Annotated in this window: 23 protein-coding genes; 8 read left to right on the top strand and 15 right to left on the bottom strand. The window is 68.0% G+C overall.

Annotated features, from left to right (window positions below; genetic code table 11):
- Positions 1-23: 23 nt before the first annotated feature.
- The gene (leuA, locus tag QE385_RS06445) at positions 24-1,682 is read right to left on the bottom strand and encodes a 2-isopropylmalate synthase (RefSeq protein WP_307100170.1); all 1,659 of its coding nucleotides are present in this window, start codon (positions 1,680-1,682) and stop codon (positions 24-26) included.
- 288 nt (positions 1,683-1,970) lie between these two features.
- Here leuA and QE385_RS06440 point away from each other — a divergent pair, with 288 nt between their 5' ends.
- Positions 1,971-2,372 (top strand): BLUF domain-containing protein, encoded by a 402-nt coding sequence (locus QE385_RS06440; protein WP_307100169.1) that lies wholly within the window; start codon positions 1,971-1,973, stop codon positions 2,370-2,372.
- Between the two features lie 50 nt (positions 2,373-2,422).
- Here QE385_RS06440 and QE385_RS06435 read toward each other — a convergent pair whose 3' ends face one another.
- The 5 genes from QE385_RS06435 to miaA all read right to left on the bottom strand — a co-directional run bounded on the left by QE385_RS06435 (position 2,423) and on the right by miaA (position 7,904).
- Positions 2,423-3,037, bottom strand: a complete 615-nt coding sequence (locus QE385_RS06435; protein ID WP_307100167.1) for a YceI family protein — start codon at positions 3,035-3,037, stop codon at positions 2,423-2,425.
- Positions 3,038-3,330: 293 nt separating this feature from the next.
- Positions 3,331-4,350 (bottom strand): ketol-acid reductoisomerase, encoded by a 1,020-nt coding sequence (ilvC, locus tag QE385_RS06430; RefSeq protein ID WP_307100165.1) that lies wholly within the window; start codon positions 4,348-4,350, stop codon positions 3,331-3,333.
- Between the two features lie 126 nt (positions 4,351-4,476).
- Entirely contained in the window at positions 4,477-4,992 is a 516-nt protein-coding gene (ilvN, locus tag QE385_RS06425) for an acetolactate synthase small subunit (RefSeq protein ID WP_307100162.1), read from the bottom strand.
- Between the two features lie 148 nt (positions 4,993-5,140).
- Complete coding sequence (locus tag QE385_RS06420; protein WP_307100160.1) at positions 5,141-6,886, bottom strand: acetolactate synthase 3 large subunit; 1,746 nt, start codon at positions 6,884-6,886, stop codon at positions 5,141-5,143.
- A gap of 85 nt (positions 6,887-6,971) precedes the next feature.
- A complete protein-coding gene (gene miaA / locus QE385_RS06415) occupies positions 6,972-7,904 on the bottom strand; it encodes a tRNA (adenosine(37)-N6)-dimethylallyltransferase MiaA (RefSeq protein WP_307100158.1) in 933 nt (310 codons plus the stop codon).
- Here miaA and serB point away from each other — a divergent pair.
- Positions 7,903-8,781 carry a phosphoserine phosphatase SerB gene (gene serB, locus QE385_RS06410; RefSeq protein ID WP_307100156.1) on the top strand — a complete coding sequence of 293 codons (879 nt, stop codon included), beginning with the start codon at positions 7,903-7,905 and terminating at the stop codon, positions 8,779-8,781. The two genes, miaA and serB, sit on opposite strands and share 2 nt — an antisense overlap.
- A 48-nt stretch (positions 8,782-8,829) precedes the next feature.
- On the opposite strand, the gene QE385_RS06405 is transcribed toward serB, so the two are convergent.
- Positions 8,830-9,939 carry an SPOR domain-containing protein gene (locus QE385_RS06405; RefSeq protein ID WP_307100154.1) on the bottom strand — a complete coding sequence of 370 codons (1,110 nt, stop codon included), beginning with the start codon at positions 9,937-9,939 and terminating at the stop codon, positions 8,830-8,832.
- Between the two features lie 188 nt (positions 9,940-10,127).
- On the opposite strand from QE385_RS06405, the gene QE385_RS06400 reads away from it, so the two are divergent.
- Positions 10,128-11,429, top strand: a complete 1,302-nt coding sequence (locus QE385_RS06400) for a tetratricopeptide repeat protein (protein WP_307104601.1) — start codon at positions 10,128-10,130, stop codon at positions 11,427-11,429.
- Between the two features lie 305 nt (positions 11,430-11,734).
- Here QE385_RS06400 and QE385_RS06395 read toward each other — a convergent pair whose 3' ends face one another.
- The 3 genes from QE385_RS06395 to QE385_RS06385 all read right to left on the bottom strand — a co-directional run bounded on the left by QE385_RS06395 (position 11,735) and on the right by QE385_RS06385 (position 13,884).
- Positions 11,735-12,031: a hypothetical protein gene (locus tag QE385_RS06395; RefSeq protein WP_307100152.1), complete on the bottom strand. Its 297-nt coding sequence runs from the start codon at positions 12,029-12,031 to the stop codon at positions 11,735-11,737.
- Positions 12,032-12,100: 69 nt separating this feature from the next.
- The gene (locus QE385_RS06390) at positions 12,101-13,288 is read right to left on the bottom strand and encodes an NAD(P)/FAD-dependent oxidoreductase (protein ID WP_307100150.1); all 1,188 of its coding nucleotides are present in this window, start codon (positions 13,286-13,288) and stop codon (positions 12,101-12,103) included.
- 140 nt (positions 13,289-13,428) lie between these two features.
- Positions 13,429-13,884 (bottom strand): GreA/GreB family elongation factor, encoded by a 456-nt coding sequence (locus tag QE385_RS06385; RefSeq protein WP_307100148.1) that lies wholly within the window; start codon positions 13,882-13,884, stop codon positions 13,429-13,431.
- 208 nt (positions 13,885-14,092) lie between these two features.
- Here QE385_RS06385 and QE385_RS06380 point away from each other — a divergent pair, with 208 nt between their 5' ends.
- On the top strand, positions 14,093-15,832 hold the full coding sequence (locus QE385_RS06380; RefSeq protein WP_307100146.1) for a DEAD/DEAH box helicase: 1,740 nt from the start codon (positions 14,093-14,095) through the stop codon (positions 15,830-15,832).
- Between the two features lie 156 nt (positions 15,833-15,988).
- On the opposite strand, the gene QE385_RS06375 is transcribed toward QE385_RS06380, so the two are convergent.
- The 5 genes from QE385_RS06375 to QE385_RS06355 form a co-directional block, all read right to left on the bottom strand.
- Complete coding sequence (locus QE385_RS06375) at positions 15,989-17,206, bottom strand: dihydroorotase family protein (RefSeq protein ID WP_307100144.1); 1,218 nt, start codon at positions 17,204-17,206, stop codon at positions 15,989-15,991.
- On the bottom strand, positions 17,203-18,186 hold the full coding sequence (locus QE385_RS06370) for an aspartate carbamoyltransferase catalytic subunit (RefSeq protein ID WP_261270972.1): 984 nt from the start codon (positions 18,184-18,186) through the stop codon (positions 17,203-17,205). Before QE385_RS06370 ends, QE385_RS06375 begins: the two co-directional genes overlap by 4 nt.
- A 92-nt stretch (positions 18,187-18,278) precedes the next feature.
- Positions 18,279-20,648 carry a TonB-dependent receptor gene (locus tag QE385_RS06365; protein ID WP_307100141.1) on the bottom strand — a complete coding sequence of 790 codons (2,370 nt, stop codon included), beginning with the start codon at positions 20,646-20,648 and terminating at the stop codon, positions 18,279-18,281.
- Between the two features lie 295 nt (positions 20,649-20,943).
- Positions 20,944-21,408 carry a Holliday junction resolvase RuvX gene (gene ruvX / locus QE385_RS06360; protein ID WP_167345377.1) on the bottom strand — a complete coding sequence of 155 codons (465 nt, stop codon included), beginning with the start codon at positions 21,406-21,408 and terminating at the stop codon, positions 20,944-20,946.
- The gene (locus QE385_RS06355; RefSeq protein ID WP_307100139.1) at positions 21,405-22,511 is read right to left on the bottom strand and encodes a DUF3089 domain-containing protein; all 1,107 of its coding nucleotides are present in this window, start codon (positions 22,509-22,511) and stop codon (positions 21,405-21,407) included. The genes ruvX and QE385_RS06355 overlap by 4 nt, the downstream gene beginning before the upstream one ends.
- 138 nt (positions 22,512-22,649) lie before the next feature.
- Between QE385_RS06355 and gatC the strand changes: the two genes are divergently transcribed.
- Genes gatC through gatB form a run of 4 tightly spaced genes read left to right on the top strand, consistent with a single transcriptional unit; the run spans position 22,650 to position 26,306 of the window.
- Positions 22,650-22,937, top strand: a complete 288-nt coding sequence (gatC, locus tag QE385_RS06350) for an Asp-tRNA(Asn)/Glu-tRNA(Gln) amidotransferase subunit GatC (RefSeq protein WP_037568622.1) — start codon at positions 22,650-22,652, stop codon at positions 22,935-22,937.
- Positions 22,937-24,418, top strand: a complete 1,482-nt coding sequence (gene gatA / locus QE385_RS06345) for an Asp-tRNA(Asn)/Glu-tRNA(Gln) amidotransferase subunit GatA (protein WP_307100137.1) — start codon at positions 22,937-22,939, stop codon at positions 24,416-24,418. Before gatC ends, gatA begins: the two co-directional genes overlap by 1 nt.
- On the top strand, positions 24,412-24,828 hold the full coding sequence (locus QE385_RS06340; RefSeq protein ID WP_307100135.1) for a hypothetical protein: 417 nt from the start codon (positions 24,412-24,414) through the stop codon (positions 24,826-24,828). Before gatA ends, QE385_RS06340 begins: the two co-directional genes overlap by 7 nt.
- The gene (gatB, locus tag QE385_RS06335) at positions 24,825-26,306 is read left to right on the top strand and encodes an Asp-tRNA(Asn)/Glu-tRNA(Gln) amidotransferase subunit GatB (protein ID WP_307100133.1); all 1,482 of its coding nucleotides are present in this window, start codon (positions 24,825-24,827) and stop codon (positions 26,304-26,306) included. The genes QE385_RS06340 and gatB overlap by 4 nt, the downstream gene beginning before the upstream one ends.
- The last annotated feature ends 92 nt before the right edge of the window (positions 26,307-26,398 follow it).

The following is a 26,398-nucleotide window of genomic DNA, read 5'->3' as shown; positions in this document are numbered from 1 at the left end:
GAGCGGGGCGGGGACCATGGGCGTCAGGCCCGGTTGGCGGCGGACAGCACCGCGCGGACGCTGGCGGTGGCGATGTCGGTGTCCAGCCCGACGCCGAAGACGGTCCGGCCATCGGCGGTCCGCGCCTCGACATAGGCGGCGGCCTGCGCATCGGCACCGTGGCCGATCGCATGCTCATTATAGTCGACGACCTCGAGCGCGGGGCCGGTGGTGTCGGCCAGCGCCGCGATCACGCTGGAGATCAGGCCGTTGCCGCGCCCCGAGATCGACTTCTCCTCGCCGTCCACCTGGACGCGACCGACGAAGATACGCTGCCCGGCCGAGCCGCTTTCCTCATAGTCGCGCAGGACGAAGCGGTCGTCGCCGCGCGGCAGATAGGTCGCCTCGAACCCGGCCCAGATGTCGGCGGCGTTGAGTTCGCGGCTGGTCGCATCGGCCATCGCCTGGACATGGCGGCTGAAATCCGCCTGGAGCCGCTTGGGCAGCTTCAGCCCCTTGTCCTGCTCGATCACCCAGGCGACGCCGCCCTTGCCCGATTGCGAATTGACGCGGATGACCGCTTCGTAAGAGCGGCCCAGATCGGCGGGGTCGATGGGGAGGTAGGGGACTTCCCACAGATCGTCGTTGCGCGCGGCCTGCGCGGAAAAGCCCTTTTTGATCGCGTCCTGATGGCTGCCCGAAAAGGCGGTGAAGACCAGATCGCCCGCATAGGGGGTGCGCGGATGGACGGGCAGGTTGGTGCAATATTGCACCGTGTTCACCACCTCGTCGATGTCGGACAGGTCCAGCCCCGGATCGACCCCTTGCGTGTACATGTTGAGCGCGACGGTCACGAGATCGCAATTGCCGGTCCGCTCGCCATTGCCCAGCAGACAGCCCTCGACCCGGTCCGCCCCCGCCATCACGCCCAGCTCGGCGGCGGCGACGCCGGTGCCGCGATCGTTATGGGTGTGGAGCGAGATGACCACCGACTCGCGGTTGGGGATGTTGCGCCCGAACCATTCGATCTGGTCGGCATAGACATTGGGTGTCGCACACTCGACGGTGGCAGGCAGGTTCAGGATCAGCGGGTGGTCGGGCGTCGGCTTCAGCACGTCCATGACGGCGGCGCAGACCTCGACCGAGAAATCCAGCTCGGCGGTCGAGAAGGTTTCGGGGCTGTATTCGAAGAACCAATCGGTGTCCGGGCGCTTGGCCGCCTCGTCGCGCAGGATCTTGGCGCCCTCGACCGCGATCTGGCGCACCTCGTCGCGGGTCATGCCGAACACGATTTTGCGCCAGGCCGGGCTGACCGCGTTGTAGAGATGGACGATCGCGGTACGCGCGCCCTCCAGGCTTTCGAAGCTGCGCTCGATCAGGTCGCGGCGCGACTGGGTCAGCACCTGGATCGTCACGTCGTCGGGGATGCGATCGTTCTTGATCAGGCCCGAGATGAAGTCGAACTCGGTCGCGCCCGCGCTGGGGAAGCCGACCTCGATCTCCTTCAGCCCGACCTTGACCAGCAGGTCGAACATCCGCGTCTTCTTCTCGGCGTCCATCGGGTCGATCAACGCCTGGTTGCCGTCGCGCAAGTCCGTCGACAGCCAGCGCGGCGCGCGCGTGATGGTGCGGTTCGGCCATTGCCGGTCGGGCAGGGCGATTGCGGGGAAGGGGCGGTACTTGGTCGAAGGGTCGCGCAACATGATCGGGTCTTCCAGCATTCTCGGCCGCGTCTGGCCAGAGGCACGGCGGGGACAGGCTTATCGGTTCATTCAGCCCTTAGGGAAGTCGCGCATGGCCACGCCGATCCTCCCCTAAGGGCGGATAAGTCGAAGCGAACGAAGCGGCAGCACGGCGATCATGATGAAGCGGTTCATGCCGCGTCGCGGCGGGCTTGTCCATATCCCGCCGCACCGCGTGAACGCTTTGTTAAAGCCGGGCGCGGCATCGACGGCCGGAATACCGGCGCCGCCGGGAAGAGGGGGACCGCGATGTTGCGCCAGCTCGTCTATATCAGCAGCGTGAAGGGCCCGGCGGCGGCGATCGATCCCGAGGCGATCCTGCAGGCGTCGCGCCGCAACAATGCGCGGGCGGGGGTGACGGGGCTGCTCTATTATGACGGTCGGCGTTTCCTCCAGGCGCTGGAGGGCGAGGCGGCGGCGGTGGAGCGGGTCTATCGCCATATCGCGGCGGACTCGCGTCACCATGCCCTGGTGATCCTGTCCGACCGGACGGTGGACGCCCGCGAGTTTGGCGACTGGGCGATGGGCTATGCGACCAAGGGCGAGGACAAGGCCAGGCTGGTCGCGCGCATCGCGGGTATGGCGGCGACGGCGTCGCCCGAGATCCGGGCCACGTTCGAGAGTTTCGCGGGGCTGAAGCGTCTGTTCTGATCCGGCCCCGACCGCCCGGTCTCGGGCGGCCGGAACCGGACGGCAATGGCTTACTGCGCGGTGAAGGCCGCGTTGATCACCAGGTCCACATCGTCACCCACGACCGGCACATAGGCGCCGACGCCGAAGTCCGAACGCTTGATCTTGGCGGTCGCGCGGAAGCCGATGTTCAGCTTCTTGGACATCGGATTGGTGCCCGCACCGAAGAAGGTCGCGTTCAGCGTGACCGGCTTGGTCTGGTCCTTGATGGTCAGGTTGCCGGTGATGACCGCCTTGGTGCCCATGACCTTGACGCCGGTCGAGACGAAGCGCGCGGTCGGATAGGTGGCGGCGTCGAAGAAGTCCTTCGACTTCAGGTGATTGGCGAAGGGGGCGGCGGTGACCGACAGATTGTCGATCTTGAAGGTCACGTCGACCTTGGCGGCCTGTGGCTTGGCCGGGTCGAGGGTCAGCGTGCCTTCGGACGCGCCGAACTGCCCCTCGAGCATCGAGAAGCCCATATGGTTGAGCGACCAGGTGACCTGGGTATGCGCGGGGTCGACGGCATAGGTGTCCGCGACGACGCGCGAGGCGACCGGCGCGCCGGGCATGCCCGCCGGAGCGGTCTGGGCAATGGCCGGGGCGGCGAGGACGAGCGCCATGGCGGCGGGAAGGACGAAACGCATGGGTGGGTACTCCCTGTTGAACGGCGGCCTTTGTGGGCCGTGCGGTTAACGCACGTCAAAGGCCAAGGTCGCAACGATGCGTTTCCGGGGGTGGGTCTCTGCGAGGCCCCTTGCCCTCCCCCATCCCCTCCCGCTTGCGGGAGGGGAGAGGTTTGGGGCAGTCGTTTTGCTTTTGTCGCAAACTGCGGGCTAGCCGAAGCGCTTGCAGCTTCCGCCTGGCGCACCCCTCCCGCAGGCGGGAGGGGATGGGGGAGGGCAAAGGTGTCTCACCGAGCCCACCCCCCGACAAAAAATCAATTCTTCGCCTTGTCCACCAGCTTGTTCGCGCCGATCCACGGCATCATCGCGCGCAGTTCGCTGCCGACCTGTTCGATCTGGTGGCGCTTGGCGGCGATGCGGCTGGCCTTCAGTTCGGGCTGGCCGGCGCGGTTGTCGAGGACGAAGTCCTTCACGAAGCGGCCCGACTGGATGTCGGCCAGGACGCGCTTCATTTCCTTCTTGGTCTCTTCGGTGATGATGCGCGGGCCGGTCTTGATGTCGCCATATTCGGCGGTGTTCGAGATCGAGTAGCGCATGTTGGCGATGCCGCCCTCATACATCAGGTCGACGATCAGCTTCAGCTCGTGAAGGCACTCGAAATAGGCCATTTCGGGGGCGTAGCCCGCCTCGACCAGCGTCTCGAAGCCCGCCTGGACCAGCGCGGTCGCGCCGCCGCACAGCACGGCCTGCTCGCCGAACAGGTCGGTTTCGCACTCTTCGCGGAAGTTGGTCTCGATGATGCCCGAGCGACCGCCGCCGACGCCCGAGGCGTAAGCGAGCGCCACGTCATGCGCGTTGCCGCTGGCGTCCTGATGGATCGCGATCAGGCAGGGCACGCCGCCGCCGCGCACATATTCGCTGCGCACCGTGTGGCCGGGGCCCTTGGGCGCGATCATGATGACGTCGATGTCCGCGGGCGGCTCGATCAGGCCGAAATGCACGTTCAGGCCGTGCGCGAAGGCGAGCGCGGCGCCGGGCTTCATCTTGCCCTTGATGTCGGCGTCATAGATCGCGGCCTGATGCTCGTCGGGGGCCAGGATCATCAGGATGTCGGCCCAGGCGGCCGCTTCCTGGTTCGACAGGACCTTGAAGCCCGCCGCTTCCGCCTTGGCGGCCGAGGCCGAACCGGGGCGCAGCGCGATCGCGACATTCTTGACGCCCGAATCGCGCAGGTTCTGCGCATGGGCATGGCCCTGCGAGCCGTAGCCCAGAATGGCGATGTTCTTTTCGGAGATCAGGTTCAGATCGGCGTCGCGATCGTAATACACACGCATTGGTTTCTTCCCTTTCGATGAGGTCCATCATGCCAGCGCAGGCTGGCATCTCTTGCGGTCAGGGCCAGTGCCCGGCCAGGAGACCCCAGCCTTCGCTGGGGTGACGATAGTGGTTGTGATGATGTTTCAGGCCGCGTCCTTGCCCCGCGAAATGGCGGCGATGCCGGTGCGGGCGACCTCGACCAGGCCGACCTCGCCCATCAGTTCGACGAACTTGTCGATCTTGGCGATGGTGCCGGTCACCTCGAACACGAAGCTGCCGATCGTCGCATCGACCACGCGGGCGCGATAGACTTCGGCGAGGCGCAGCGCCTCGATCCGGCGTTCGCCGGTGCCCGCCACCTTCACCAGCGCCAGCTCGCGCTCGACATGGTCGCCCAGCACCGACAGATCGGTGACCTTGTGGACCGGGACCAGCCGGTCGAGCTGGGCGATGATCTGCTCCATCACCGACGGCGAGGCGCTGGTGACGATGGTGATGCGGCTGACGGCCTTGTCGGCGGTGATCTCCGACACGGTCAGGCTCTCGATATTATAGCCGCGCGCGGTGAACAGCCCGGCGATCCGGGCCAGGATGCCCGGTTCGTTGTCGACGATCACCGCCAGCGTGTGGCGTTCCACCTTCTCGGTCTTGATGTGCATATTCAATTCCTCCCCGGAACGGGGAGGGGGACCATGCGGAGCATGGTGGAGGGGGCTCTCCACTCATGCTGTCCTGCGCGGCGATCCCCCTCCACCGTGCCGCTTCGCGTCACGGTCCCCCTCCCCGTGCCGGGGAGGAGCTTGAAGGTCAAACCAGCGCCTTGGCCTCGTCGTCCATGGTGCCCGATACCTCATTGGCCTGCAGGATCATGTCGGTATGGGCCGCACCGCTCGGGATCATCGGGAAGCAGTTGGCGAGCTTGGCGACGCGGCAGTCGACGATCACCGGCCCGTCATGGTCCAGCATCGCGGCGATGCCGTCCTCCAGCTGGTCGCGGTGCTCGATCAATATGCCCTTCCAGCCATAGGCCTCGCCCAGCTTCACGAAGTCGGGCAGCGAGTCCGAATAGCTCTCGGCATAGCGGCTTTCATAGGTCAGTTCCTGCCACTGGCGGACCATGCCCATATATTCGTTGTTCAGGATGAAGATCTTGACCGGCAGGCGATACTGGGTCGCAGTCGCCAGTTCCTGGATGTTCATTTGGATCGAGGCTTCGCCGGCGATGTCGATGACGAGCGCACCCGGATTGCCGAGCTGTGCACCGATCGCGGCGGGCAGGCCGTAACCCATGGTGCCCAGACCGCCGCTGGTCAGCCACTTATTGGGCTTTTCGAAGCCGAAATGCTGCGCGGCCCACATCTGGTGCTGGCCGACCTCGGTGGTGATGATCGGCTGGCGGGCCTGGGTCGCTTCGTACAGCGCGCGGATCGCCCGCTGCGGCATGATCGCGTCGCCATTCTCCGGGAAGGAGAGACAGCCGACCGCGCGCCACCCCGCAATGCGGCGCTGCCATTCGGTGGTGTCGGGCTTGGGATGCTGGCGCGACTTCCAGATGCGCACCGCATCCTCCAGCGCGTGGCCGACATCGGCGATGATCGCCAGGTCGACGCGGACATTCTTGTTCACGCTCGACCGGTCGATATCGACATGGACCTTGCGGCTGTTCGGGCTGAACGCGTCCAGACGGCCCGTGACGCGGTCGTCGAATCGGCTGCCAAGTGCTACCACCAGATCGGCCTGGTTCATCGCCATATTGGCTTCGTAAGTGCCGTGCATGCCCAGCATGCCCAGCCATTGCGGGTCGCTGGCCGGGAAGGCCCCCAGGCCCATCAGGGTCGAGGTGACGGGCGCGCCGGTGATGCGGGCCAGTTCGCGCAGCAGCTGCGACGCGGCCGGACCCGAATTGATGATGCCGCCGCCGGTATAGAGGATCGGACGCTCGGCCGCCGCCAGCATGTCGACCAGCTGCTCGACTTGGGCTTGGTCGGCCTTCACCTGCGGGCGATAGGTCTTGTGACGGATCGGACCCGGCTTCTGATAGCGGGCGGTGGCGACCTGCACGTCCTTGGGGATGTCGATCACGACAGGGCCGGGGCGGCCCGAGGTCGCGATGTGGAAAGCCTCATGCACCACCTCGCCCAGACGCGCGGGGTCCTTCACCAGATAATTATGCTTGGAGCAGTGGCGCGTGATGCCGACCGTGTCGGCCTCCTGGAACGCGTCGGTGCCGATCAGCGCGGTCGGGACCTGGCCGGTGATGACCACCATCGGGATCGAATCGAGCAGCGCGTCGGTGATGCCGGTGACCGCATTGGTCGCACCGGGGCCGGAGGTGACGAGCACCACGCCGGGCTTGCCGGTCGAGCGGGCATAGCCCTCCGCCGCATGGGTCGCCGCCTGTTCGTGGCGGACCAGAATGTGGCGGATGCGCTTCGACCTAAACATGGCGTCATAGATCGGCAGCACCGCACCACCCGGATAGCCGAAGACGACCTCCACGCCGAGATCGCACAGCGCCTCGACCAGGATATCGGCTCCGCTCTTCTCGGTCATCGTCTTTGTCCTTCTGCGTCCGTGCCCACTGACGGGGCTTGTCGGGAAAGGCGCGGCTACAAGTTTAAAAAGTGCGCGTCAACCGTCAACGGCGCAATAAAGTTTCTATTATGTTGCGACGCACATCGGCGTCAGGGTCGGGAATCACGGTCCAGTCGGGCCCTGGCTGGTGACGGAACCAGGTAAATTGCCTTTTGGCATAACGCCTTGTCGCCAGCGCCCCGGCCGCCTCGGCCTCGGCGCGGGTCATGCGGCCTTCGAGGAGTGCGGCGGCCTCCGGCACGCCGATCGCGCGCCGGATCGGGGCGTCGGCGGGCAGGTCGGGACGGGCGAGAAGCGCGGCGGCCTCGTCCAGCCCCTCGTCCAGCATTTCCCCGAAGCGTCGGTCGATGCGGGCGTTCAGCCAGTCTCGGTCGGGCAGCAGGATGACGGCGGACAGCGCGATGTGATCGCCGATCCCGCCTTCCTTATGCGCCTGCCATGCGTGCAGCGGACGCCCGGTCGCGCGCACCACCTCCAGCGCGCGGGCGACGCGGGTAGTGTCTGCCGCATTGAGCCGGGCGGCGGCGGTCGGGTCTTCGCGGGACAGGGCGGCATGGGCCTCGGCGACGGGCAGCGCGCGAACCTCGGCGCGGATGGCGGGATCGATCTCCGGCACCGGCGCGATGCCGTCGAGCAGGGTTCGCATATAAAGGCCGGTGCCGCCGACCAGGATCGGCAGCGACCCCGCCGCCACGCAATCTTCGATCGTCGCGCGCGCCTCCGCCGCCCAGCGCGCCGCCGAATAGCCGGTGTCCGCACCGTCGACATGGCCGAACAGCCGGTGCGGTGCCTGTGCCACCTCTTCGGGGGCGGGGCGGGCGGTCAGGATAGAGAGGTCGCGGTACACCTGCGCCGAATCGGCATTGATGATGGTGCCGCCGGTCGCCTTGGCCAGATCGAGCGCCAATGCGGACTTGCCGCTCGCGGTCGGCCCTGCGATGAGCGCGACCTTTGGACGGTCAGAGGAGTTCGCCATGTTCATCGCCACGCTGATAGCAGCCGAATCGATCGCTGAGCGCGATATTTCGGAGGCGGTGGCGCAGATGACGCCGCTGTGCGCGGTCGCCGACTGGAACTGGATCGACGAAGGCCGCGCGGCGGATATTTGCTTCGCCGAGGACCCCGACTTTGCGGCGGGCGTGCTGCACGGCCGGTTTGACCGGACCGATGTCATCATCCAGCCGGCCGCGCATCGCCAGAAGCGGCTGCTGGTCGCCGACATGGACTCCACCATGATTACGGTCGAGTGCATCGACGAACTGGCCGACTATGCCGGGATCAAGGCGCAGGTCGCCGAGGTGACCGAGCGGGCGATGCGTGGCGAACTGGACTTCGCCGCCGCGTTGGACGCACGGGTCGCGCTGCTCGAAGGGCTGGACGAGCGGGTCATCGAGCAATGCCTGGCCGAGCGGGTGACGCTGATGGCGGGTGCCCGCGCGCTGGTCCGCACGATGAAGGCGCGCGGCGGCCATGCGATCCTGGTGTCGGGCGGCTTCACCCGTTTCGCCGAACCGGTCGCGTCCGAGATCGGTTTCGACCGCGCCATCGCCAATTACCTCGAGATCGCGAACGGCAAGCTGACCGGCACGGTGCGCAAGCCGATCGTCGGCTCGGACACCAAGGAGAAGACGCTGCTCGCCGCGCTCGACGAACTGGGCATTGGCGCGGCGGAGAGCATGGCAGTGGGCGACGGGGCCAACGACCTGGCGATGATCCGTCGCGCCGGGCTGGGCGTCGCCTATCGTGCCAAGCCGATCGTCGCGGGCGCGGCGGCGGCGCGGGTCGATCATAACGACCTGACCGCGCTTCTCTATGCGCAGGGCATTCCGCGTTCGGAATGGGTGGTCGGTTAAGGGCCATGATGCCCTTCCTTCCCTGAATAGGGGAGGAAGGGGCGTCGTCTACGGGACGACCACCACGCAGGGCTGGCCCGAGCGGGTGCAGGCGGCCTGGGCTGCATTGCGATCGGCATAGCCGCCCGCCTGCAAGCGGATGACCCCGCCCGCGCTGACATAATGCGGCTGTGCGCCCGCCAGTCGCGCGCGCACCCGCTGCCATAGTCCCTCGGCATTGCCCCGGTCGCGGAAAGCGCCCAGCTGGATACGCCACGCGCCGCCCCCGGCCGCGCGGGGAGGCGTAGGCTTGGGGGCATGCGGCGCGGCGGTGCGCGTCGACGCCATGGGCTTGGGCCGTTCGACCGGGGCGGCGGCCGTCTCGCGGACCGGTGGCGTCGGGCTCGGAGAGGTGCCGGGCGCCGGATAGCTGGCCCCGTAACCGGAGGCTGCGGATCGCGACGGGGGGACCGGCACCGGCTGCACCGCCGGGCGCGCCTGTCCGGCGGTGCGGACAGGGGCGTCGGCGGCCTTGCCCGGCGTCGCTTCGCTTCCCACCGTCACCCGCTTCGGCCCGGTGGTCTCGGGGGTGGGCAGGGCCGCCAGCCGGGCGCGATATTGCTGGGCCAGCTCGACGCCGTGCTGGCGGTCGGGCGGGGTGATATACTGGTCCATCTGTGCCAGCGTCTGCGAAGCGGCTTGCAGCCCCGCCTGCGACGCCAGCGTCATCAGCGCATAGGCGCGCGGATAGTCGCGCGTCACTCCGTCGCCGTTGAACAGCATTGTGCCCAGCACCAGCTGCGCGCGCGGCTCGCCCCGTGCGACCGACTTTTCCAGCCAGGGCAGCGCCTCGGCCTTCTTGCCCGACTGGAACAGCGCCAGGCCATAATTGTCGGCGGCCTGGGCATGCCCCTGCGCGGCGGCCTTGCGGAACCAGCTTTCGGCCAGCGCGGGGTCGAGCGGTACGCCGCGTCCCAGCTTATAGGCCTGGGCCAGGTTGAACTGCGCATCGGCGTCGCCCGCGATGGCGGGGCCGCGCCACTCCTCCACCGCCTTGCGATAATCGCCCTGCGCCCAGGCATCGACGCCCGCCTTCACATCGGCCAGCGCAGGCGCGGCGAGGAGGCAGGTGGCAAGCGTGGCCAGCGCCGCGCCGACGACCGGGAACCTGCGCATCATCCTTCTTCCCCCAATAACTATCGCGTCCGTCATGCCCCGAGGCGGGGCGCGGGTAAAGCGTTCCTCAAGGCTTAACCGTTCCTTAGCGCGTCGCCGGATAGCATCGTCCCCGATCGGGGAAACGGATAACGCCATGGGCGCGGCGGCGTGCCCGGAGCCCGCGACCCCATGGCTTTTGGCTGGTGACGATGATGACCACGATCCGCACTCTCATGGCCTGCAGCATCGGCGCGCTGATGATCGGTGGCGTCCTGACCGGCTGTACGTCGGCGGATCGCCGCACGGCGCGACTGGCCGACGGGGCGGGGCATGGCGGCGAGGCGCAGGCGACCGCTGCGCTTGCCGACCGGACGCGCCGTGTGCTGGCGCAGCGGGACGGCGAGGGGGCGGTGGCGCTGGCCGAACGGCTGGTCGCGGCCGACCCGCATCAGGCGGGCTATCGTGCGCTGCTGGGGCAGAGCTATCTCCAGGCGGGGCGCTTCGCCTCGGCGCGACAGGCCTTTACCGACGCGTTGCAATTGGACCCGAAGGACGGGCGCGCCGCGCTGAACCTGTCGCTGGCGATGATCGCCGGGGGCAATGGCGCGTGCGCGCGTGCGATGCTGGAGCGCCATGCGGCGATGATTCCCGCCACCGATCTGGGGCTGGCCGTGGCGCTGGCCGGATCACCCGGCGACGGCATACGCCTCCTGACCGCCGCCGCGCGCGAACCCGGCGCTTCGGTCAAGACCCGGCAGAATCTGGCGCTGGCGCTGGCCTTGGCGGGGCAATGGGACATGGCGCGCATGGCCGCCTCGGCCGATATGGCGCCCGCCGATGTCGAGGCGCGGATGCGCGAATGGGCCGATTTCGTTGCGACGACCAGTCCGGCGGATCAGGTGTCCGCGCTGCTCGGCATCCGCCCGGCGGTGGATAGCGGCCAGCCGCTGGCACTGGCGCTCAACGCCGCACCCTCGGCGGCGGTGGTGCAGGACATGGTCCAGGCGCTGCCCCGCCCGGCCGACGCCGACGTGCCGGTCGCGATGGCCGCCAAGGGAGAAGACGTCCCGCCGCCGCCCGGCCCGCTGGTCGAACAGGCCGCGATCATCGATGCCGAGCCGACGCCGTACAAGCGCGCGACCCGCATGGCGGCGGCGCTCGTCACCACGCCCGCGCTGCTCCGCCGGGCCGAGGAACGCCGTGTCGCCGCGCCCAAGGGCGAGTGGAACGTCCAGATCGGCGCCTTTGGCCGCGAGGACGGGGCACAGCGTGCCTGGGGTCTGCTGACCCGGCAATTTGCCGGGCTTTCCGATTATGCGCCGCAGAGCGGCACGATCCAGCATTCGGGGGGCGAGCTGCACCGCCTGTCGGTTGGGGGGCTCAGCCGGGACCAGGCGGATGCGCTGTGCGGGCGCTATCGCCGGACCGGGGGCGCCTGCTTCGTGCGCCGCCAGGCCGACGACCGGATGGCGCATTGGGCACGGCCGGGGATCGGTCTGGCCTCGCTATAAGGCCGGTCAGCGCCCTGCACGCCCGGCTGGACCGCACCTTCTAGGTGGAACCGACATTCAGGATTGCTTCTTCTTCCCTCTCCCCTGGACAGGGGAGAGGGTTAGCGAAGCTTGCCAGCCTGCTGGCTAGCGCAGCTTGGGTGAGGGGTTGAGCGAGCCTGTAGGCTCGCGCGCTCGCTTCGCGAGCGCCCACCCCTCACCCAGCTCCGACTAAGCCTTTGCTCTCGCAAAGACCAAGTCTGCGCAACCCTCTCCCCTCTGCGAGGGGCGAGGGAAGAAAAGGCATCGCTGAATGGCGATCGGACCTAGTCCAACAGGCCGACGGCGGCATCCGCCCAGATCGTGAGGACCAGCAGGGTCGAGCCGAGGACGATCAAGGCCCGGATGGGGGCTTGCGCGGGCAGGCGTGCCGCCACTTCGCACGCGATGCCGATCGTCCCCATCAGGACCGCCGCCATCAGGAAGTCGACCGCGTCCCATTTCACCTCGCCGGTGAAGCGCATCGCGACGGCGGGGGCGAGGACGATAAGGGCCAGCATCGACCAGAGCGGGATCCGCCAGTGGCGGATGGGGCGCGCGCGGGACAGATCAAGCAGCGGCATAAGGATCCTTTCGCCCGGCAGGATAGACCGCCCGCGCGCGACGCGCCAGTCGCCGCGCCCGGACGCGGATCAGACGGCCTCGCCGGCGGCGCGCCCGCTCGCCCAGGCCCATTGGAAGTTATAGCCGCCCAGCCAGCCGGTGACGTCGACCGCCTCGCCGACGAAATACAGCCCCGGCACCGCCTTCGCCTCCATGGTGCGCGAGGACAGCCCGGCGGTCGACACGCCGCCGACCGTCACCTCGGCCTTGGCATAGCCCTCGCTGCCATTGGGGTGGAACGGCCAGTCGGCCAGTCGGGCGGCGGCGGCGGACAGCGCCTTGTCGGTCGCCGCGCCCAGCTCGCCCGGCAGCGCGAGGCGCTCGGCCAGCGTCTCGGCCAGCCGGTCGGGCAGGTGCTGGCCCAACAGGCGGTGGGGTGAGGTGCGCGGGGCGGCGCGCTTGGCGGCGAGCAGCCAGTCGCCCGCGCAGTCTGGCAGGAAGTCGATCCCGATCGCCTCGCCATGCCGCCAATAGGAGGAGATTTGCAGGATCGCCGGACCCGACAGCCCGCGATGGGTGAACAGCGCGGCCTCGCGGAAGCGGGTCTTGCCCGACCGTGCGACGACCTCCGCCGCGACGCCCGAGAGCGAGCGGAACAGCGTCTCGTCGCCGCCCAGCGTCAACGGCACGAGCGCGGGGCGCGGTTCGACCACCTTCATCCCGAACTGGCGCGCCAGATCATAGGCATAGCCGGTCGCGCCCATCTTGGGGATGCTGGGCCCGCCGGTCGCGACGATCAGGCAGGGGGCGGTGTAGGCCCGGCCGCCCCGCGTCACCCGGAATTGCGTGCCGTCATGCGCGACCGCCTCGACCGGCTGGCCCAAAGCGATGTCGACCATGCCGCCCGCCCGCCCGGCCTTGTCGCACTCGTCGAGCAGCATCGCCACGATCTGCCGCGCCGACCCGTCGCAGAAGAGCTGGCCCAGCGTCTTTTCATGCCAGGCGATGCCATGCGCCTCGACCAGTTCCAGGAAATCGGCCGGGGTGTAGCGGCCGAGCGCCGATTTGGCGAAATGCGGGTTCGCCGACAGGAAACGGTCGGGCAGGGTGCCGATATTGGTGAAGTTGCACCGCCCGCCGCCGGAGATCAGGATCTTCTTGCCCGGCGCGTCGGCATGGTCGAGGACCAGCACCCGCCGCCCCCGCTGCCCGGCGGTCGCCGCCGCCATCAGGCCCGCCGCGCCCGCGCCCAGGATGATCACGTCATGATGTTGCATGGCGGAGCTTTAGGGGGATTTGGCGGGGCGGGATAGGGGGCACGCCCTCGTCTTGGCGTTCCTCTCCCGCAGGCGATGGTCTCTGTGAGACTCCAGGCCCTCCCCCGGCCCCTCCCGCCTGCGGGAGGGGAGAGGAGCGTTCAGCTTACCTCCACTACCTCCACCGCATCGGCCTTGCCCCCGAACGCGACGGTTTCCCCTTCCATCGCGCCCATCAGCGCGCGGGCCAGCGGCGCGGCATAGGCGATGCGGTCCTGGGCGGGGTCGGCTTCGTCATGGCCGACGATGGTCAGCGTCTTTGTCTGCCCGTTGAGGCGGATCGTCACCACGCTGCCGATCCCGATCTCGTCCTCCGCCGGGGCGGGGGCCAGTTCCAGGGTCGCGGCGCGGGTGTTCCAGTAGCGCAGCTCGCGCTGGAGCCGGGTCCGCTCATCCTCGTCCGACGCGGCGGCGAGCGCAGCCTCGACCTCCGTCACCTTGGCACGGGTCAGCTCGGCCCCGCGCGGCGTGACCAGATTGGGGCCGGGCGGGATCGGCAGCTCGAACTTGGGTTCGAGATGCTCCTCATCGGATTCGCGGCGAAAGGCGACACTCATCGGGGATCAACGCATCGGGTCATGGCGCGGCTCCATGGCGGGGCGATCGGTTCGCCGCAAGCCCGGTTGAGTTTTCCGGCAATGCGTGTATAGGGCCTCGCTTTCACGGAACGCAAACATTCACCCGTGCCGCATGGGTGTATCCGCCAACCGAGAGGGATGGGTCCCTTGGTTCGGCGGTACGCGCTCCTTTTTCGTTGGAGTCCCCATGCCTTTCTCTGCCCTGCCCACGGTCCTTTCGACCGCTCTTTCCGCGCGTGGTTATGCCGCGCCCACGCCCGTCCAGGCCGCCGTCATCGAGGCGGACGCCGCCGGTCGCGACCTGATCGTCTCCGCCCAGACCGGGTCGGGCAAGACCGTCGCCTTCGGCCTGGCCATGGCGAACGACCTGCTGGTCGATGGCGAGAACCTGCCCCATGCCGGTGCGCCGATGGCGCTGGTCATCGCGCCGACCCGCGAACTGGCGCTGCAGGTCAGCCGTGAGCTGGAATGGCTCTATGCCGGTGCGCGGGCGCGCATCGCCACCTGCGTCGGCGGCATGGATGCCTCGCGCGAGCGCCGGGCGCTGAACCACGGCGCGCATATCGTCGTCGGCACCCCCGGCCGTCTGCGCGACCATCTGGAGCGCGGCGCGCTCGACCTGTCCTCGCTCAAGGCGGTGGTGCTCGACGAGGCGGACGAGATGCTCGACATGGGCTTCCGCGAGGATCTGGAGCAGATCCTGGACGGCACGCCGTCCGAGCGTCGCACGCTGCTGTTCTCGGCAACCATGCCGCGCCCGATCGTCCAGCTCGCCAAGCGCTATCAGAACAACGCCAAGCGGATCGAGACGATCAGCGAGGAAAAGGGCCATAGCGACATCGAATATCAGGCGGTGACGGTCGCGCCCGCCGATATCGAGGCGGCGGTGGTCAACCTGCTGCGCCTGCACGAGGCCGAGGTCGCGATCCTGTTCTGTGCCACGCGCGACAATGTCCGCCACCTGCATTCCAGTCTGGTCGAGCGCGGCTTCTCTGCGGTCGCGCTGTCGGGCGAGCATTCACAGAACGAGCGCAACCATGCGCTCCAGGCGCTGCGCGACGGTCGCGCCCGTGTCTGCGTCGCGACCGACGTCGCGGCGCGCGGCATCGACCTTCCCGGCCTGACGCTGGTGATCCATGTCGAGATCCCCCGCGATGCCGAGGCGCTTCAGCACCGTTCGGGCCGCACCGGCCGCGCGGGCCGCAAGGGCACCGCGATCCTGATCGTCCCCTATCCGCGCCGTCGCCGGGTCGAGGGCATGCTGCGCGGCGCGCGGATCGACGCCCAGTGGCGGCGTGCGCCGACGCTGGAGGAAATCCGGGCACAGGACCGCGAGCGCCTGCTGACCGCGCTGCTCGCGCCGGTCGAGGTGGACGAGTCCGATCGCGAACTGGCGACCCGCCTGCTCGCCGAGAAGTCGGCCGAGGACATCGCCGCCGCGCTGGTCCGCGCGCACCGCGCCGCGCTGCCCCAGGCCGAGGAACTGATCGAGGGCGATGCGCCCGCCCCGCGCGAGCGTCGCGAAGGCTTTGACGATACCGTCTGGTTCCGCATGAGCGTCGGGCGCAGCCAGAATGCCGATCCGCGCTGGCTCCTCCCGCTGATCTGCCGTCGCGGGCACATCACTCGCAACGAGATCGGCGCGATCCGCATCCAGCCCAGCGAGACGCTGTTCGAGATTCCGGCCGCGCTGGCGTCGCGCTTCGTCGCCGCGCTGAAGCGGACCGAGGCGGATCATGCCGAGGACGATATCGCGATCGAGCAGGCCGACGGCCCGCCCGCCGGCGGTTCGGGTCATGGCGGCCCGCGTCGCGGTCCGGGCGGCAACCGTCCGATGGGCGGCCGTCCCGCTGGCGGCCCCGGCGGCCCGCGCCGCTACTCGCCGCGCCCCACCCAGGGCGGCCCGCGCGGTCCCCGTCGCGGCTAAGCGAAACACGGTTGAACAAAAAAGCCCTCCCCGAGACGTCTCGGGGAGGGCTTTTTTGTTCAACGTCGCCCCAGCGCAGGCTGGGGCCTTTCTCGGCTTTCGGGAAAGATTCACCAGAGGCCCCAGCCTTCGCTGGGGCGACGGGCCTCGCGAAGTTTAGAGGATTTCCCGTCCCGCCTTCCACAGCCGCTGCGCGCGGCCCTGGACGGGGAAGCCGTCGAACGGCGTATTGCCCGCCGAGGCGAAGGCGTCGCCCGAGATCATCCACGGCGTTTCCGCATCGAACAGCATCAGGTCGGCAGGCTTGCCCGGCTCCAGCGTGCCGGTGTCGAGGCCCAGCACCCTGGCCGGATTGGCGGCCAGCAGCGCGAACAGCCGGGGCAGGGTGATCCGCTCGTCGCGCACCAGCATCAGCGCCAGCGGCAACAGCGTCTCCGCCCCCGCCATGCCCGCTTCGGCATCGACGAAGGGCAGGCGCTTCGCCTCGGGGCCATGCGGGTCGTGGCCCGATCCGATGACATCGACCGTCCCGTCCGCGACCGCCGCCAGCGCCGCCTGGCGGTCGCTCTCGTCGCGCAAGGGGGGCGAGAGGCGGGCGAAGGTGCGGAAATCGGTGATCGCGATGTCCGACAGGTGGAGATGCGCAGGCGTGATCCCGCACGTCACCTTCACGCCCCGCCGCTTGGCCGCACGGATCAGGTCGAAGCCCGCCGCCGTCGTCACCTGCCGGATGTGCAGCTTGGCCCCGGTTTCCTCTGCAAGCATCAGGTCGCGCGCGATGGCGAGCGACTCGGCGATGGCGGGGGCGGAGGGGAGGCCAAGACGGCTCGCCGTCTCGCCCTCGGTCGCGACCGCGTCGGCGGCCAGGCCGCCATCCTCGGCATGGGCGATGACGGTCAGGCCCAGATCGCCCGCATAGGCGAGCACCCGGTGCATCACGCCCGAATCGGCGATCCAGCCGCGCCCGGTGCCGACCGCCTTCGCGCCCGCCGAGACGCAGACCGCCATCTCCGCCAGATCGGTGCCCGCCAGCGAGCGGGTCGCCGCCGCGATGGGGTGGATCCACAGGTCCGGCCGCCCGATCAGCGCGGCACGCTGCACCACGCCCGGATCGTCGAGCACCGGCGACTGGTCGGGCATCAGGCCAATGCGCACGATCCCGCCCGCGCGGAAGGCGGAATTGTCGACCTTGAATACGCCCAGATCGACGATGCCGGGGGCGAGCATATTGCCGCCGCAGTCGATCACGGTCGCGCCCTCGGGCACGTTTCCGGTGCCGGTGATGACACCGTTCTCGACCAGCAGCGCCTGGCCCCAGGTCTCGCCGCCGACCGGGCAGACCAGCACGGCGTTGGTGAAGGCGGTGACGCTCATGCCCAGCCCTCCAGCTTGCGGGCTCGGCGGGTCAGCACGTCCAGACAGGCCATGCGCACCGCGACGCCCATCGCCACCTGTTCGGTGATCGCCGATTGCGGGCCATCCGCGACCTCCGAGTCGATTTCGACCCCCCGGTTCATCGGGCCGGGGTGCATGACCAGCGCACCGGGCTTGGCGCGCTTGAGGCGTTCAGGCGTAAGGCCGTAGCGCAGGCGATATTCGCGGGTGGAGGGGATATAGCCGCCCGCCATCCGCTCGTTCTGGACGCGCAGCATCATGACCACATCGGCGTCCTCGATGGCTTCGTCGAAATCGGTGAAGGGGGTGACGAACATCCGCTCGATTCCCTTGGGCATCAGCGTCGAGGGCGCGCACACCCGCACCTCGGCCGCCAGCGCGGTCAGGGCGAGGATGTCCGAGCGCGCGACCCGGCTGTGCAATATGTCGCCGCAGATCACGACCTTCTGTCCCGCGACGCCGCCACGACGGCGACGGATGGTCAGCATGTCGAGCAGCGCTTGCGTCGGATGCTCGTGCCGCCCGTCGCCCGCGTTCAGCACCGGGCAGTCGACCTTGTCGGCGATCAGGCGGACGGCTCCGCTCGCCATGTGGCGGATGACGATGACATCGGCGCGCATCGCGTTCAGCGTCATCGCCGTGTCGATCAGCGTCTCGCCCTTCTTCACGCTCGACTGGGCGGCGTGCATGTTGACCACGTCGGCGCCCAGGCGCTTCCCCGCGATCTCGAAGGACAGCAGGGTCCGGGTCGAATTCTCGAAAAAGGCGTTGATCTGGGTGAGGCCCGCCAGCCGCGTGTCGGGCGTGTCGGTCGCGCCGCGATCGAGCCAATGTTCCGCCTCGTCGAGCAGGAACATGATCTCATGCGGTTGAAGGCCGTCGATTCCGGTCAGATGCCGGTGCGGGAAAACGGCGCCACCCTGAATGAGCGTGCCGGGGCGATGATCCGAGGTCTGCATTAAAGCCGCCGGGTAGCGAGCGGCGGCGCGATGGGCAAGCGGGCAGTTGGTCCCGATCCCGATAATCCGGGGCCGGGACGGGACCATCGGCGTCAGAACGCGCCCGACAGGGTGATGAAGCCCATGCGCGGCGGCTGGGCATAGCTGTTCCAGGTCCTGGACGCGGCACCGACAACCAGTTCGTAAATACCCTTGCGGTTGGTCACGTTGGTGACGTTGACCGACAGCTTCAGGTCCTTGACCCCGAACCCGTCGATCTGCGGCAGGGTGTAGCTGGCCTGGAGGTTGACCAGATAGCGTCCGCCAATGCCCTGGTCGTTGGTATAGGTGGCGAAGCGTGGGCCGACATAATCGCCGATCGCCTGGATTTCGAAGGGGCCGTCATTGATCGACACCACCGTCTTGTTCAGCCACTTGGCGGTGTTGGGGACATATTTGCCCGCGGTCAGGACGGTGCTGGTGCCGCTGACATAATTGTCGCGATATTTCGAGCTGTTGTAGGACAGCGCGTTGTAGATCGACAGGTGCGGGCCGAAGCGCAAGGTCGCCGCCGCATCCACGCCATTGGTCTGCACCCGGCCGACATTCTGTAGGATCGACACGCCGCCGATGACCGAGGCGATGACCGGCGTTGCGCTGATCTGGAGCAGGCGATTGTCGAAATCGACATGATAGGCGCTGACTTGTCCCTCGATCGCGGTCAGCGGCCCCAGGTCGAGCGCGTGGCGCGACCGCAGGCCCGCCTCATAGGTCCAGGAGGTTTCGGGCGAGGTGTTCGCCTTGATCTGCTCGAACGCCTGCTGGCTGCCCACCGCGAAGGGCGACAGGCCCGCCGCGACCGAGGCCTGGAACTGGCGGACATTCTTCTGGATATGGCCGAACAGCTGGTCGTTGGCCGAAACGTCCCAGATCGCGCCGATCGCGGGCAGGAACCATTTCTTGGTGTTCAGCCGTCCCTCGGGATAGCCGGTCGAGGTGCCGGGCAGCGCGCCGGGCAGCGGCTGGGTCGGCACGCGGCCATCGGCGAATTGCAGGCTGGACTTGAAGCCCGCCTCGACCGTCACCGTCGGGGTAACGTGCCAGCGATCCTGTACATGCGTCTGGATCAGGTCGTACTTCGTGATCGCGGCATATTGGGTCAGGCGGCGCTTGGCGGGATCGGCCCATTCATAGGGCGAGGGCGGATTGTCGATGGGGGCCGCATACCAGCGGCGGAAGATGGTGTTGCGGTTATGCTCATACCAGCCGCCCAGCTCGATCTCGTGATCGCCCGCATGGATGGCCAGCGTCGAGATCGCGCCCTTGCGGTCGATGCCATATTCGGTGGTGCGCAGCGCATAGCCCGATCCGCCGAAGACCTGTTTCAGATCCTGCCCCGGATAATAGATGCGGAACAGGCCCGGCAGGCCCGCCGCCGCGATCGGGCCGGTGATCTGCCCCTGGCCCTCGTCATGATGGTAATAGACCTGATTGGTCCATGTCACCGCATCGCCGAAGCGGCGTTCATATTTGATATAGCCCAGATAGTCGGTGCGCTGCGCATCGCCGAAATAGTTCATGTAATTATTGGGGTTGTTCGACGGCGGCGCGCCATTGGCGTCGACATAGGCGAGCGCGGCCCGCCAGTTCGGATAGAGCAGCGAGCGATAATAGGGCTCCAGCCCGCCCGCATTGTGCGCGACCGAATCCTGATTGGGCTCGGCCTTGTCCGAAATGTCGAAATAGCCGGTCAGCGTGCCGTTCTCGCCCTTGTGGACGAACTTGGCATTGCCCTGCCACCCGCCCTGGCGCGCATCGAATTCCCAGGCGCGCGCCTTTTGCCGGACGACCGAGAGGTATCCGCTATTGGTGCCGCCCAGCCCCTCGACCTCGCCGCTGTCGATGCGCAGGAAGGTGCGGCTGGCGTCATAGCTGCCCAGCGTCTGGGCGAAGCGGACGCCCATCGTCGCGGCCGGGTCGCTCGAATAGGTCTCGATCCCGCCGCCCAGATTGCTGGCCGAGGCGGTGCCCAGGTCGGCGGCACCGGCGGTCAGGCGGACGCGGGCGACATTCTCGCTGATGACCGCACGCTGCGGCGTCAGGCCGTTGTAATTGCCATAGGACTGGTCGCCCAGCGGCACGCCGTCCATGGTGAAGCCGAGCTGGTTCTGGTTGAAGCCGTGCACGAACAGCGAGATGTTCTGCTCGTTATTGCCCCAGGGGTCGGCCGTCTCGAACTGCACGCCGGGCAGCGTCTGGATCGCCTTGACCGGGTTGGCGCCGGGCAGCACCTTCTGGATCTCCGCCGCGCCCAGCTCGACCGAGGAGCGGGTGGTGCGGGTCGCGGTCACGACGATCTGGTCGCCATTGGTCGCGGCCTCGGGCGCCGCCGTATCGGACTGCTGCTGCGCCCGGGCGGGCATGGCGATGACGGCGGCGCCGATCATCAGCATCGAACGGGACAGAGTGGAAAAACGCGGCACGGCTGGGCCCCCCAAAGGCTTCGTAGGAAGCGGCGCAGCTAGGGGGCTTGAGTGACGGGTCGGCGACTGGTTGGAGACCGATATGTGACATTGTTGGCGGACGCGGTCGTTTTGCGGTCAGTCGGTCGACATTTGTGAGGCATCACTATCCTTCCTCCCCTGGAAGGGGAGGGGGACCATCCGAAGGATGGTGGAGGGGTGTCACCGGTCGTTGCTGCGGTCCAACCTCTCCAGCCTGAACACCCCTCCGTCAGGCCTTCGGCCTGCCACCTCCCCTTCCAGGGGAGGAATGTTCTTACGCCATCACCAGCGCGTCGATCGCCGCCTGAAGGATGTGCGCGGCGGCGAGATTGTCGATCCGCTCCGCCCGCTTGGCGCGGCTCATATCCTGCTCGATCATCGTCCGCTCGACCGCGACGGTCGACCAGCGTTCGTCCCAGAGCAATATGGGGCCCAGATCGGCGCAGTTGCGGGCAAAGGCACGGGTCGATTGCGAGCGCGGGCTCTCGCTGCCGTCGAGATTGAGCGGCAGGCCGATGACCAGCCCCTGCACACCCTGTTGCGCGATCATCGCGATCAGCTGTTCCTTGTCCTTGGTGAACTTGGTCCGGCGGATGAGGGTGGCGGGGCTGGCGAAGCTCCATCCGGCGTCGCAGAGCGCGGTGCCCACGGTCTTGGTGCCGACGTCCAGCCCGATCAGCCGCCCGCCCGAGGGGAGGGCGTTGCGGAATTCGGTGCGGTCGGTGGTGATCAGGCTCATCGAAAGGCTTTCAAACGGCGCTCCGCATCGGCGCGGACATTCGCCCAGAACAGGCTATAGTCATAGACATGGTAATTGTTGCCCGGCAGCACATAGGGCCCGACATTGGGCCCCTCGCCGATGGTCAGGATGCCGCGCCCCTCGCACTTGGCGGGAACCTTGCCCGCCGCGATGTCCGCGCTCTTCAGATCGGCGGACGGATAGAGCGTGCCCAGATTGGCGGTCGCGGGCGCCGCGACGTCCGGCGTGCCGGTCAGCGGATTGGTGCACAGCATCGCCGTGTCCTTGCGCGGTGCCCCGGTATAGCCATTGGTCTTGTCGAACACGTCGAGGATCAGCGACGGATCGGCGGGCTCGCCGAAGCTCTGCCAGCTCAGGATGCAGCCGGTCTGGTCGGCCCGCTCGCAGGCGGGCAGCCCCATGGCGGGCAGGTCGGCGGTCATCGAGATCGGCCAGCCCACGACATAGGCCGCGACGATCCGCCGCTTGAGCGCGGGGTTCTTCGCCACCCGGTCGGTCAGCAGCCGCGACAGGTGCAGCGCGCCCTGGCTATGCCCCGCCAGGATCAGCGGACGGTTGGGATCGACCTGCGCCAGAAAGGCGGTGAAGGCGGCGTCCACGTCCCGGTACGCCAGGTCGAGCGCGCGCTCGGCATCCTGGACGCTGGTCAGGAACGCCCCGAAGGTCGCCTGTCGATAGCGGGGCGCCCAGATGTCGCCCGCCGCATTGAACGCGCTGGCCTGTCCGCGCAGGAACAGTTCGGCGCGCGCATTCGTGTCCGCATCGTCGATCGGCGCATTCCAGTGCGACTTGTTGATGTACGAGGTGGGGTGGATGAAGAAGATGGCGGCCCCGGTGCCGGGCTTGCCGGGCGTGTAGCCCGCCGGAACCCACAGGGCGGGATTGCCGGGGATGTCGGGTCGCGCCAGCCACAGGACCTTGCGCTCGTACAGGTCGGCCGGGGGCGCCGCCTGGGCCTTGAACGACTCGGACGGGACCGTCGACCAGCGGAGCAGCTGGTTGCCGAACAGGCGATAGGCAAAGGCGGCGGCGATCGTCAGCATGATGAGTGCCGCCACCACATACAGGAATTTGCGCGCCAAATCCTCACTCCATTGTGCGTCGCAGCAAAATTGGGCGGCCCGCAATTGCTATCCATGACGCCTGACTTGCCCCCGTTGCAATCGCCGAGACGGCAAAAGCGTTGCGCGAAGCCGCGCGGCGATGCTAGCCGCAAATCCATGTCCGTAGATACCGCAACCGTGAAGAAGATCGCGAGCCTCGCCCGCATCGCGATCACCGAGGAGGACGCGACGCGCCTCGCCCCCGAGCTTGGGAATATCCTGGGCTGGATCGAGCAATTGGGCGAGGTCGACACCCAAGGGGTCGAGCCGATGACCGCGGTGATCCCGAACCAGCTTCGCCTGCGCGACGACGTCGTCAATGACGGCGGCATCCGCGACCTCCTCATGCAGAATGCGCCGCAGGCCGAACATGGCTTCTTCACGGTGCCCAAGGTGATCGAATAATGACTGATCTCACCACACTCGGCATCGCCGCCATTCGCGACGGCGTGCGCGACGGCCAGTTCAAGGCGCGCGAAGTCGCCGAGGCCTTCAATGCCAAGGTCGCGGGTGCCCGTGCGCTCAACGCCTTTCTGGTCGAAACCCCCGACCATGCGCTCGCCGCCGCCGATGCGGCCGACGCCGCGCGCGCGGCGGGCGAGACGCTCAAGCCGCTGGCGGGCGTACCGATCGGCATGAAGGACCTGTTCGCGACCAAGGGCGTCGCGACCACCGCCGCCAGCAAGATCCTGGAAGGCTTCGTGCCGCCTTACGAGTCCACGGTTTCGCAGAATCTGTGGAATGCGGGCGCAGGCATGCTCGGCAAGCTGAACCTCGACCAGTTCGCCATGGGCTCGTCCAACGAGACCAGCGCGTTCGGCAACGTCATCTCGCCCTGGCGTCGCCCCAACGACACTGCCGCGCTCGCCCCCGGCGGGTCGTCGGGCGGTTCGTCGACGGCGGTATCGGCGGGTCTGGCGCCGGGTGCGACCGGCACCGATACCGGCGGCTCGATCCGCCAGCCCGCCGCCTTCACCGGCATTTCGGGCATCAAGCCGACCTATGGCCGCTGCTCGCGCTGGGGCACGATCGCCTTTGCCTCCTCGCTCGACCAGGCGGGGCCGATGGCGCGCGACGTGCGCGACTGCGCGATCATGCTGGAGGCGATGGCGGGCTTCGACGCCAAGGACGCGACCTCGCTGAAGCTCGACGTGCCCAATTGGGAAGCCGCTTTGTCGGCGGACCTGAAGGGCAAGAAGGTCGGCGTGCCCAAGGAATATCGCGTCGACGGCATGCCCGCCGAGATTGAGGCGCTGTGGCAGCAGGGCATCGACTGGCTGCGCGATGCAGGCGCCGAGATCGTCGAGGTCTCGCTGCCGCACACGAAGTACGCGCTGCCCGCTTACTACATCATCGCGCCGGCCGAGGCGTCGTCCAACCTCGCCCGCTATGACGGCGTGCGCTACGGCCTGCGCGACCTGCCCGAAGGGGCGGGGTTGCAGGACATGTACGCCGCGACCCGCGCCGCCGGGTTCGGCGACGAGGTGAAGCGCCGCATCCTGATCGGCACCTACGTCCTGTCGGCAGGCTTCTACGACGCCTATTACACCCAGGCGCAGAAGGTCCGCACGCTGATCGCTCGCGATTTCGAGCGGGCGTTCGGTGAGTGTGACGTGCTCCTCACCCCGACCGCGCCCTCGGCGGCGTTCGCGCTGGGCGAGAAGCAGGCCGATCCACTGGCCATGTACCTCAACGACGTGTTCACGGTGCCCGCCTCGCTGGCCGGGCTTCCGGCCATGTCGGTGCCGGGGGGTCTGGACAAGGATGGACTGCCGCTCGGCCTTCAGATCATCGGCAAGCCGCTGGACGAGCAGGGCGTGCTGAACGCCGGGCTCGCCATCGAGCAGCGCGCGGGCTTCACCGCCCGTCCGCAGGCCTGGTGGTAAGCGACCGCGCCTTCACGGCCCGCAACATCGCGGTGTTGCGGGAAGCACAGGGCGCCCTGAACGTCGCGTTCGGGGCGATCCTCAGCGCCTATGTCGGCGTGTCGCTCAGCCATATGGAAAGCCAGCCCTTCGACCATCACACGCTGGCGCGGTTCTTCCTGGGCGTGGCGGGGTTCATCCTGTGCCTGTGCGTGGGCAACAGCGTGATCCTGCGCGGCGAGGTGCGGCTGGGCATCCTGTTCCTGCTGCTGGGGGCGGGCGCGGCCTATATCGGGTTGCGGGAGGCGCGGCATCTTGGTTTCGAGACGTCGGTCCTGCGCATCCTGTCGACCTGCTGGATCGTCGCCCTGCTGGGCAGCAACGCCGTCCTGACGGCGATCAACTATCTTCATCATCGAGATCGAACATGAGCGAATATCGCATCCAGGGCGCGACGGGGGAATGGGAGGTCGTGATCGGCCTGGAAGTCCATGCCCAGGTCACCTCCAACGCCAAGCTGTTCTCCGGCGCGGCGACCGCGTTCGGCGCGGAGCCCAACACCCAGGTCTCGCTGGTCGACGCCGCGATGCCCGGCATGCTGCCCGTGCCCAATATGGAGTGCATCCGCCAGGCGGTGCGCACCGGCATGGCGATCGACGCGCAGATCAACAAATGGTCGCGCTTCGACCGGAAGAACTATTTCTACGCCGATCTGCCGCAGGGCTATCAGATCAGCCAGCTCTACCACCCGCTGGTGGGTGAGGGCGCGATCGAGATCAGCCTGGACGAGAAGAACCCCGACGGCCCGACCAAGTCGATCGGTGTCGAGCGTATCCATGTCGAGCAGGATGCGGGCAAGCTGATGCACGACCAGCATCCGACGCGCTCCTATGTCGACCTCAACCGGTCGGGCGTGGCGCTGATGGAGATCGTCAGCCGTCCCGACATGCGTTCGCCCGCCGAAGCAGGGGCTTATCTCCGCAAGCTGCGCGCCATTCTCCGCTATGTCGGGTCGTGCGACGGCAATATGGAAGAAGGCTCGATGCGCGCCGACGTGAACGTGTCGGTGCGCAAGCCCGGCGACGAGTTCGGCACGCGCACCGAGACGAAGAACGTCAACTCGGTCCGCTTCGTCATGGCCGCGATCGAGTATGAGGCCAAGCGCCAGGTCGCGGTTCTGGAGGATGGCGGCAAGATCGTCCAGGAAACGCGCCTCTTCAACGTCGAGAGCGGCACGACGCGCTCGATGCGGTCGAAGGAAGATGCGCATGATTACCGCTACTTCCCCGATCCCGACCTGCTGCCGCTGGAACTGACCGACGCGTTCGTCGAGGAATGCCGCGCCAGCCTGCCCGAGCTGCCCGACGCCAAGCGCCGCCGTTACGAGGCGCTGGGCCTGACTCCGTATAATGCGGGCGTGCTGACCGCCGAGGTCGAGACGGCGCGCTGGTTCGACGGGCTGCTGGAGGCGCTGGAAGGCACGAGCGCCAAGCCCGCACAGGCGGCCAACTGGGTCGCGGCCGAACTGTTCGGCGCGCTCAATCGGCTGGGCAAGGACATCACCGAGAGCCCGGTCAGCCCCGCCCAGGCAGCCGAGCTGCTGGCGCTGGTCGCCGACGGTACGTTGTCGGGCAGTCTGTCCAAGCAGGTGTTCGAGATCATGCTGGAGACGGGCGACGGTCCGAGCAAGATCGTCGAGGAGCGTGGCCTCAAGCAGACCAGCGACACCGGCGCGATCGAGGCGGTGATCGCCGAGGTTCTGGAGAAGAACCCCAACCAGCTGGGCCAGTATCGCGCGGGCAAGGAAGCGCTGTTCGGCTTCTTTGTCGGTCAGACGATGAAGGCGATGGGCGGCAAGGCCAATCCGGCGGTGGTCAACGACCTGCTGAAGAAGGCGCTGGTGGGTTGATCTCTTGCACCCCCTCCCGCAAGCGGGAGGGGGCCGGGGGGAGGGTTTGGTGTCTCGCAGAGGGCATCGCCTGCGGCTTTCCCTCCCCCATC

It is taken from the genome of Sphingomonas sp. SORGH_AS_0950, assembly GCF_030818415.1.
Lineage (GTDB): Bacteria > Pseudomonadota > Alphaproteobacteria > Sphingomonadales > Sphingomonadaceae > Sphingomonas.
This window is presented reverse-complemented; position numbering and strand designations above follow the sequence as displayed.

Excerpts from the sequence above, each read along its gene's own strand:
- leuA (WP_307100170.1), bottom strand. The coding sequence starts at position 1,682 with ATGTTGCGCGACCCTTCGACCAAGTACCGCCCCTTCCCCGCAATCGCC.
- QE385_RS06440 (WP_307100169.1), top strand. The coding sequence starts at position 1,971 with ATGTTGCGCCAGCTCGTCTATATCAGCAGCGTGAAGGGCCCGGCGGCG.
- QE385_RS06435 (WP_307100167.1), bottom strand. The coding sequence starts at position 3,037 with ATGCGTTTCGTCCTTCCCGCCGCCATGGCGCTCGTCCTCGCCGCCCCG.
- ilvC (WP_307100165.1), bottom strand. The coding sequence starts at position 4,350 with ATGCGTGTGTATTACGATCGCGACGCCGATCTGAACCTGATCTCCGAA.
- ilvN (WP_307100162.1), bottom strand. The coding sequence starts at position 4,992 with ATGCACATCAAGACCGAGAAGGTGGAACGCCACACGCTGGCGGTGATC.
- QE385_RS06420 (WP_307100160.1), bottom strand. The coding sequence starts at position 6,886 with ATGACCGAGAAGAGCGGAGCCGATATCCTGGTCGAGGCGCTGTGCGAT.
- serB (WP_307100156.1), top strand. The coding sequence starts at position 7,903 with ATGTTCATCGCCACGCTGATAGCAGCCGAATCGATCGCTGAGCGCGAT.
- miaA (WP_307100158.1), bottom strand. The coding sequence starts at position 7,904 with ATGGCGAACTCCTCTGACCGTCCAAAGGTCGCGCTCATCGCAGGGCCG.
- QE385_RS06405 (WP_307100154.1), bottom strand. The coding sequence starts at position 9,939 with ATGATGCGCAGGTTCCCGGTCGTCGGCGCGGCGCTGGCCACGCTTGCC.
- QE385_RS06400 (WP_307104601.1), top strand. The coding sequence starts at position 10,128 with ATGATGACCACGATCCGCACTCTCATGGCCTGCAGCATCGGCGCGCTG.
- QE385_RS06395 (WP_307100152.1), bottom strand. The coding sequence starts at position 12,031 with ATGCCGCTGCTTGATCTGTCCCGCGCGCGCCCCATCCGCCACTGGCGG.
- QE385_RS06390 (WP_307100150.1), bottom strand. The coding sequence starts at position 13,288 with ATGCAACATCATGACGTGATCATCCTGGGCGCGGGCGCGGCGGGCCTG.
- QE385_RS06385 (WP_307100148.1), bottom strand. The coding sequence starts at position 13,884 with ATGAGTGTCGCCTTTCGCCGCGAATCCGATGAGGAGCATCTCGAACCC.
- QE385_RS06380 (WP_307100146.1), top strand. The coding sequence starts at position 14,093 with ATGCCTTTCTCTGCCCTGCCCACGGTCCTTTCGACCGCTCTTTCCGCG.
- QE385_RS06375 (WP_307100144.1), bottom strand. The coding sequence starts at position 17,206 with ATGAGCGTCACCGCCTTCACCAACGCCGTGCTGGTCTGCCCGGTCGGC.
- QE385_RS06370 (WP_261270972.1), bottom strand. The coding sequence starts at position 18,186 with ATGCAGACCTCGGATCATCGCCCCGGCACGCTCATTCAGGGTGGCGCC.
- ruvX (WP_167345377.1), bottom strand. The coding sequence starts at position 21,408 with ATGAGCCTGATCACCACCGACCGCACCGAATTCCGCAACGCCCTCCCC.
- gatC (WP_037568622.1), top strand. The coding sequence starts at position 22,650 with ATGTCCGTAGATACCGCAACCGTGAAGAAGATCGCGAGCCTCGCCCGC.
- gatA (WP_307100137.1), top strand. The coding sequence starts at position 22,937 with ATGACTGATCTCACCACACTCGGCATCGCCGCCATTCGCGACGGCGTG.
- gatB (WP_307100133.1), top strand. The coding sequence starts at position 24,825 with ATGAGCGAATATCGCATCCAGGGCGCGACGGGGGAATGGGAGGTCGTG.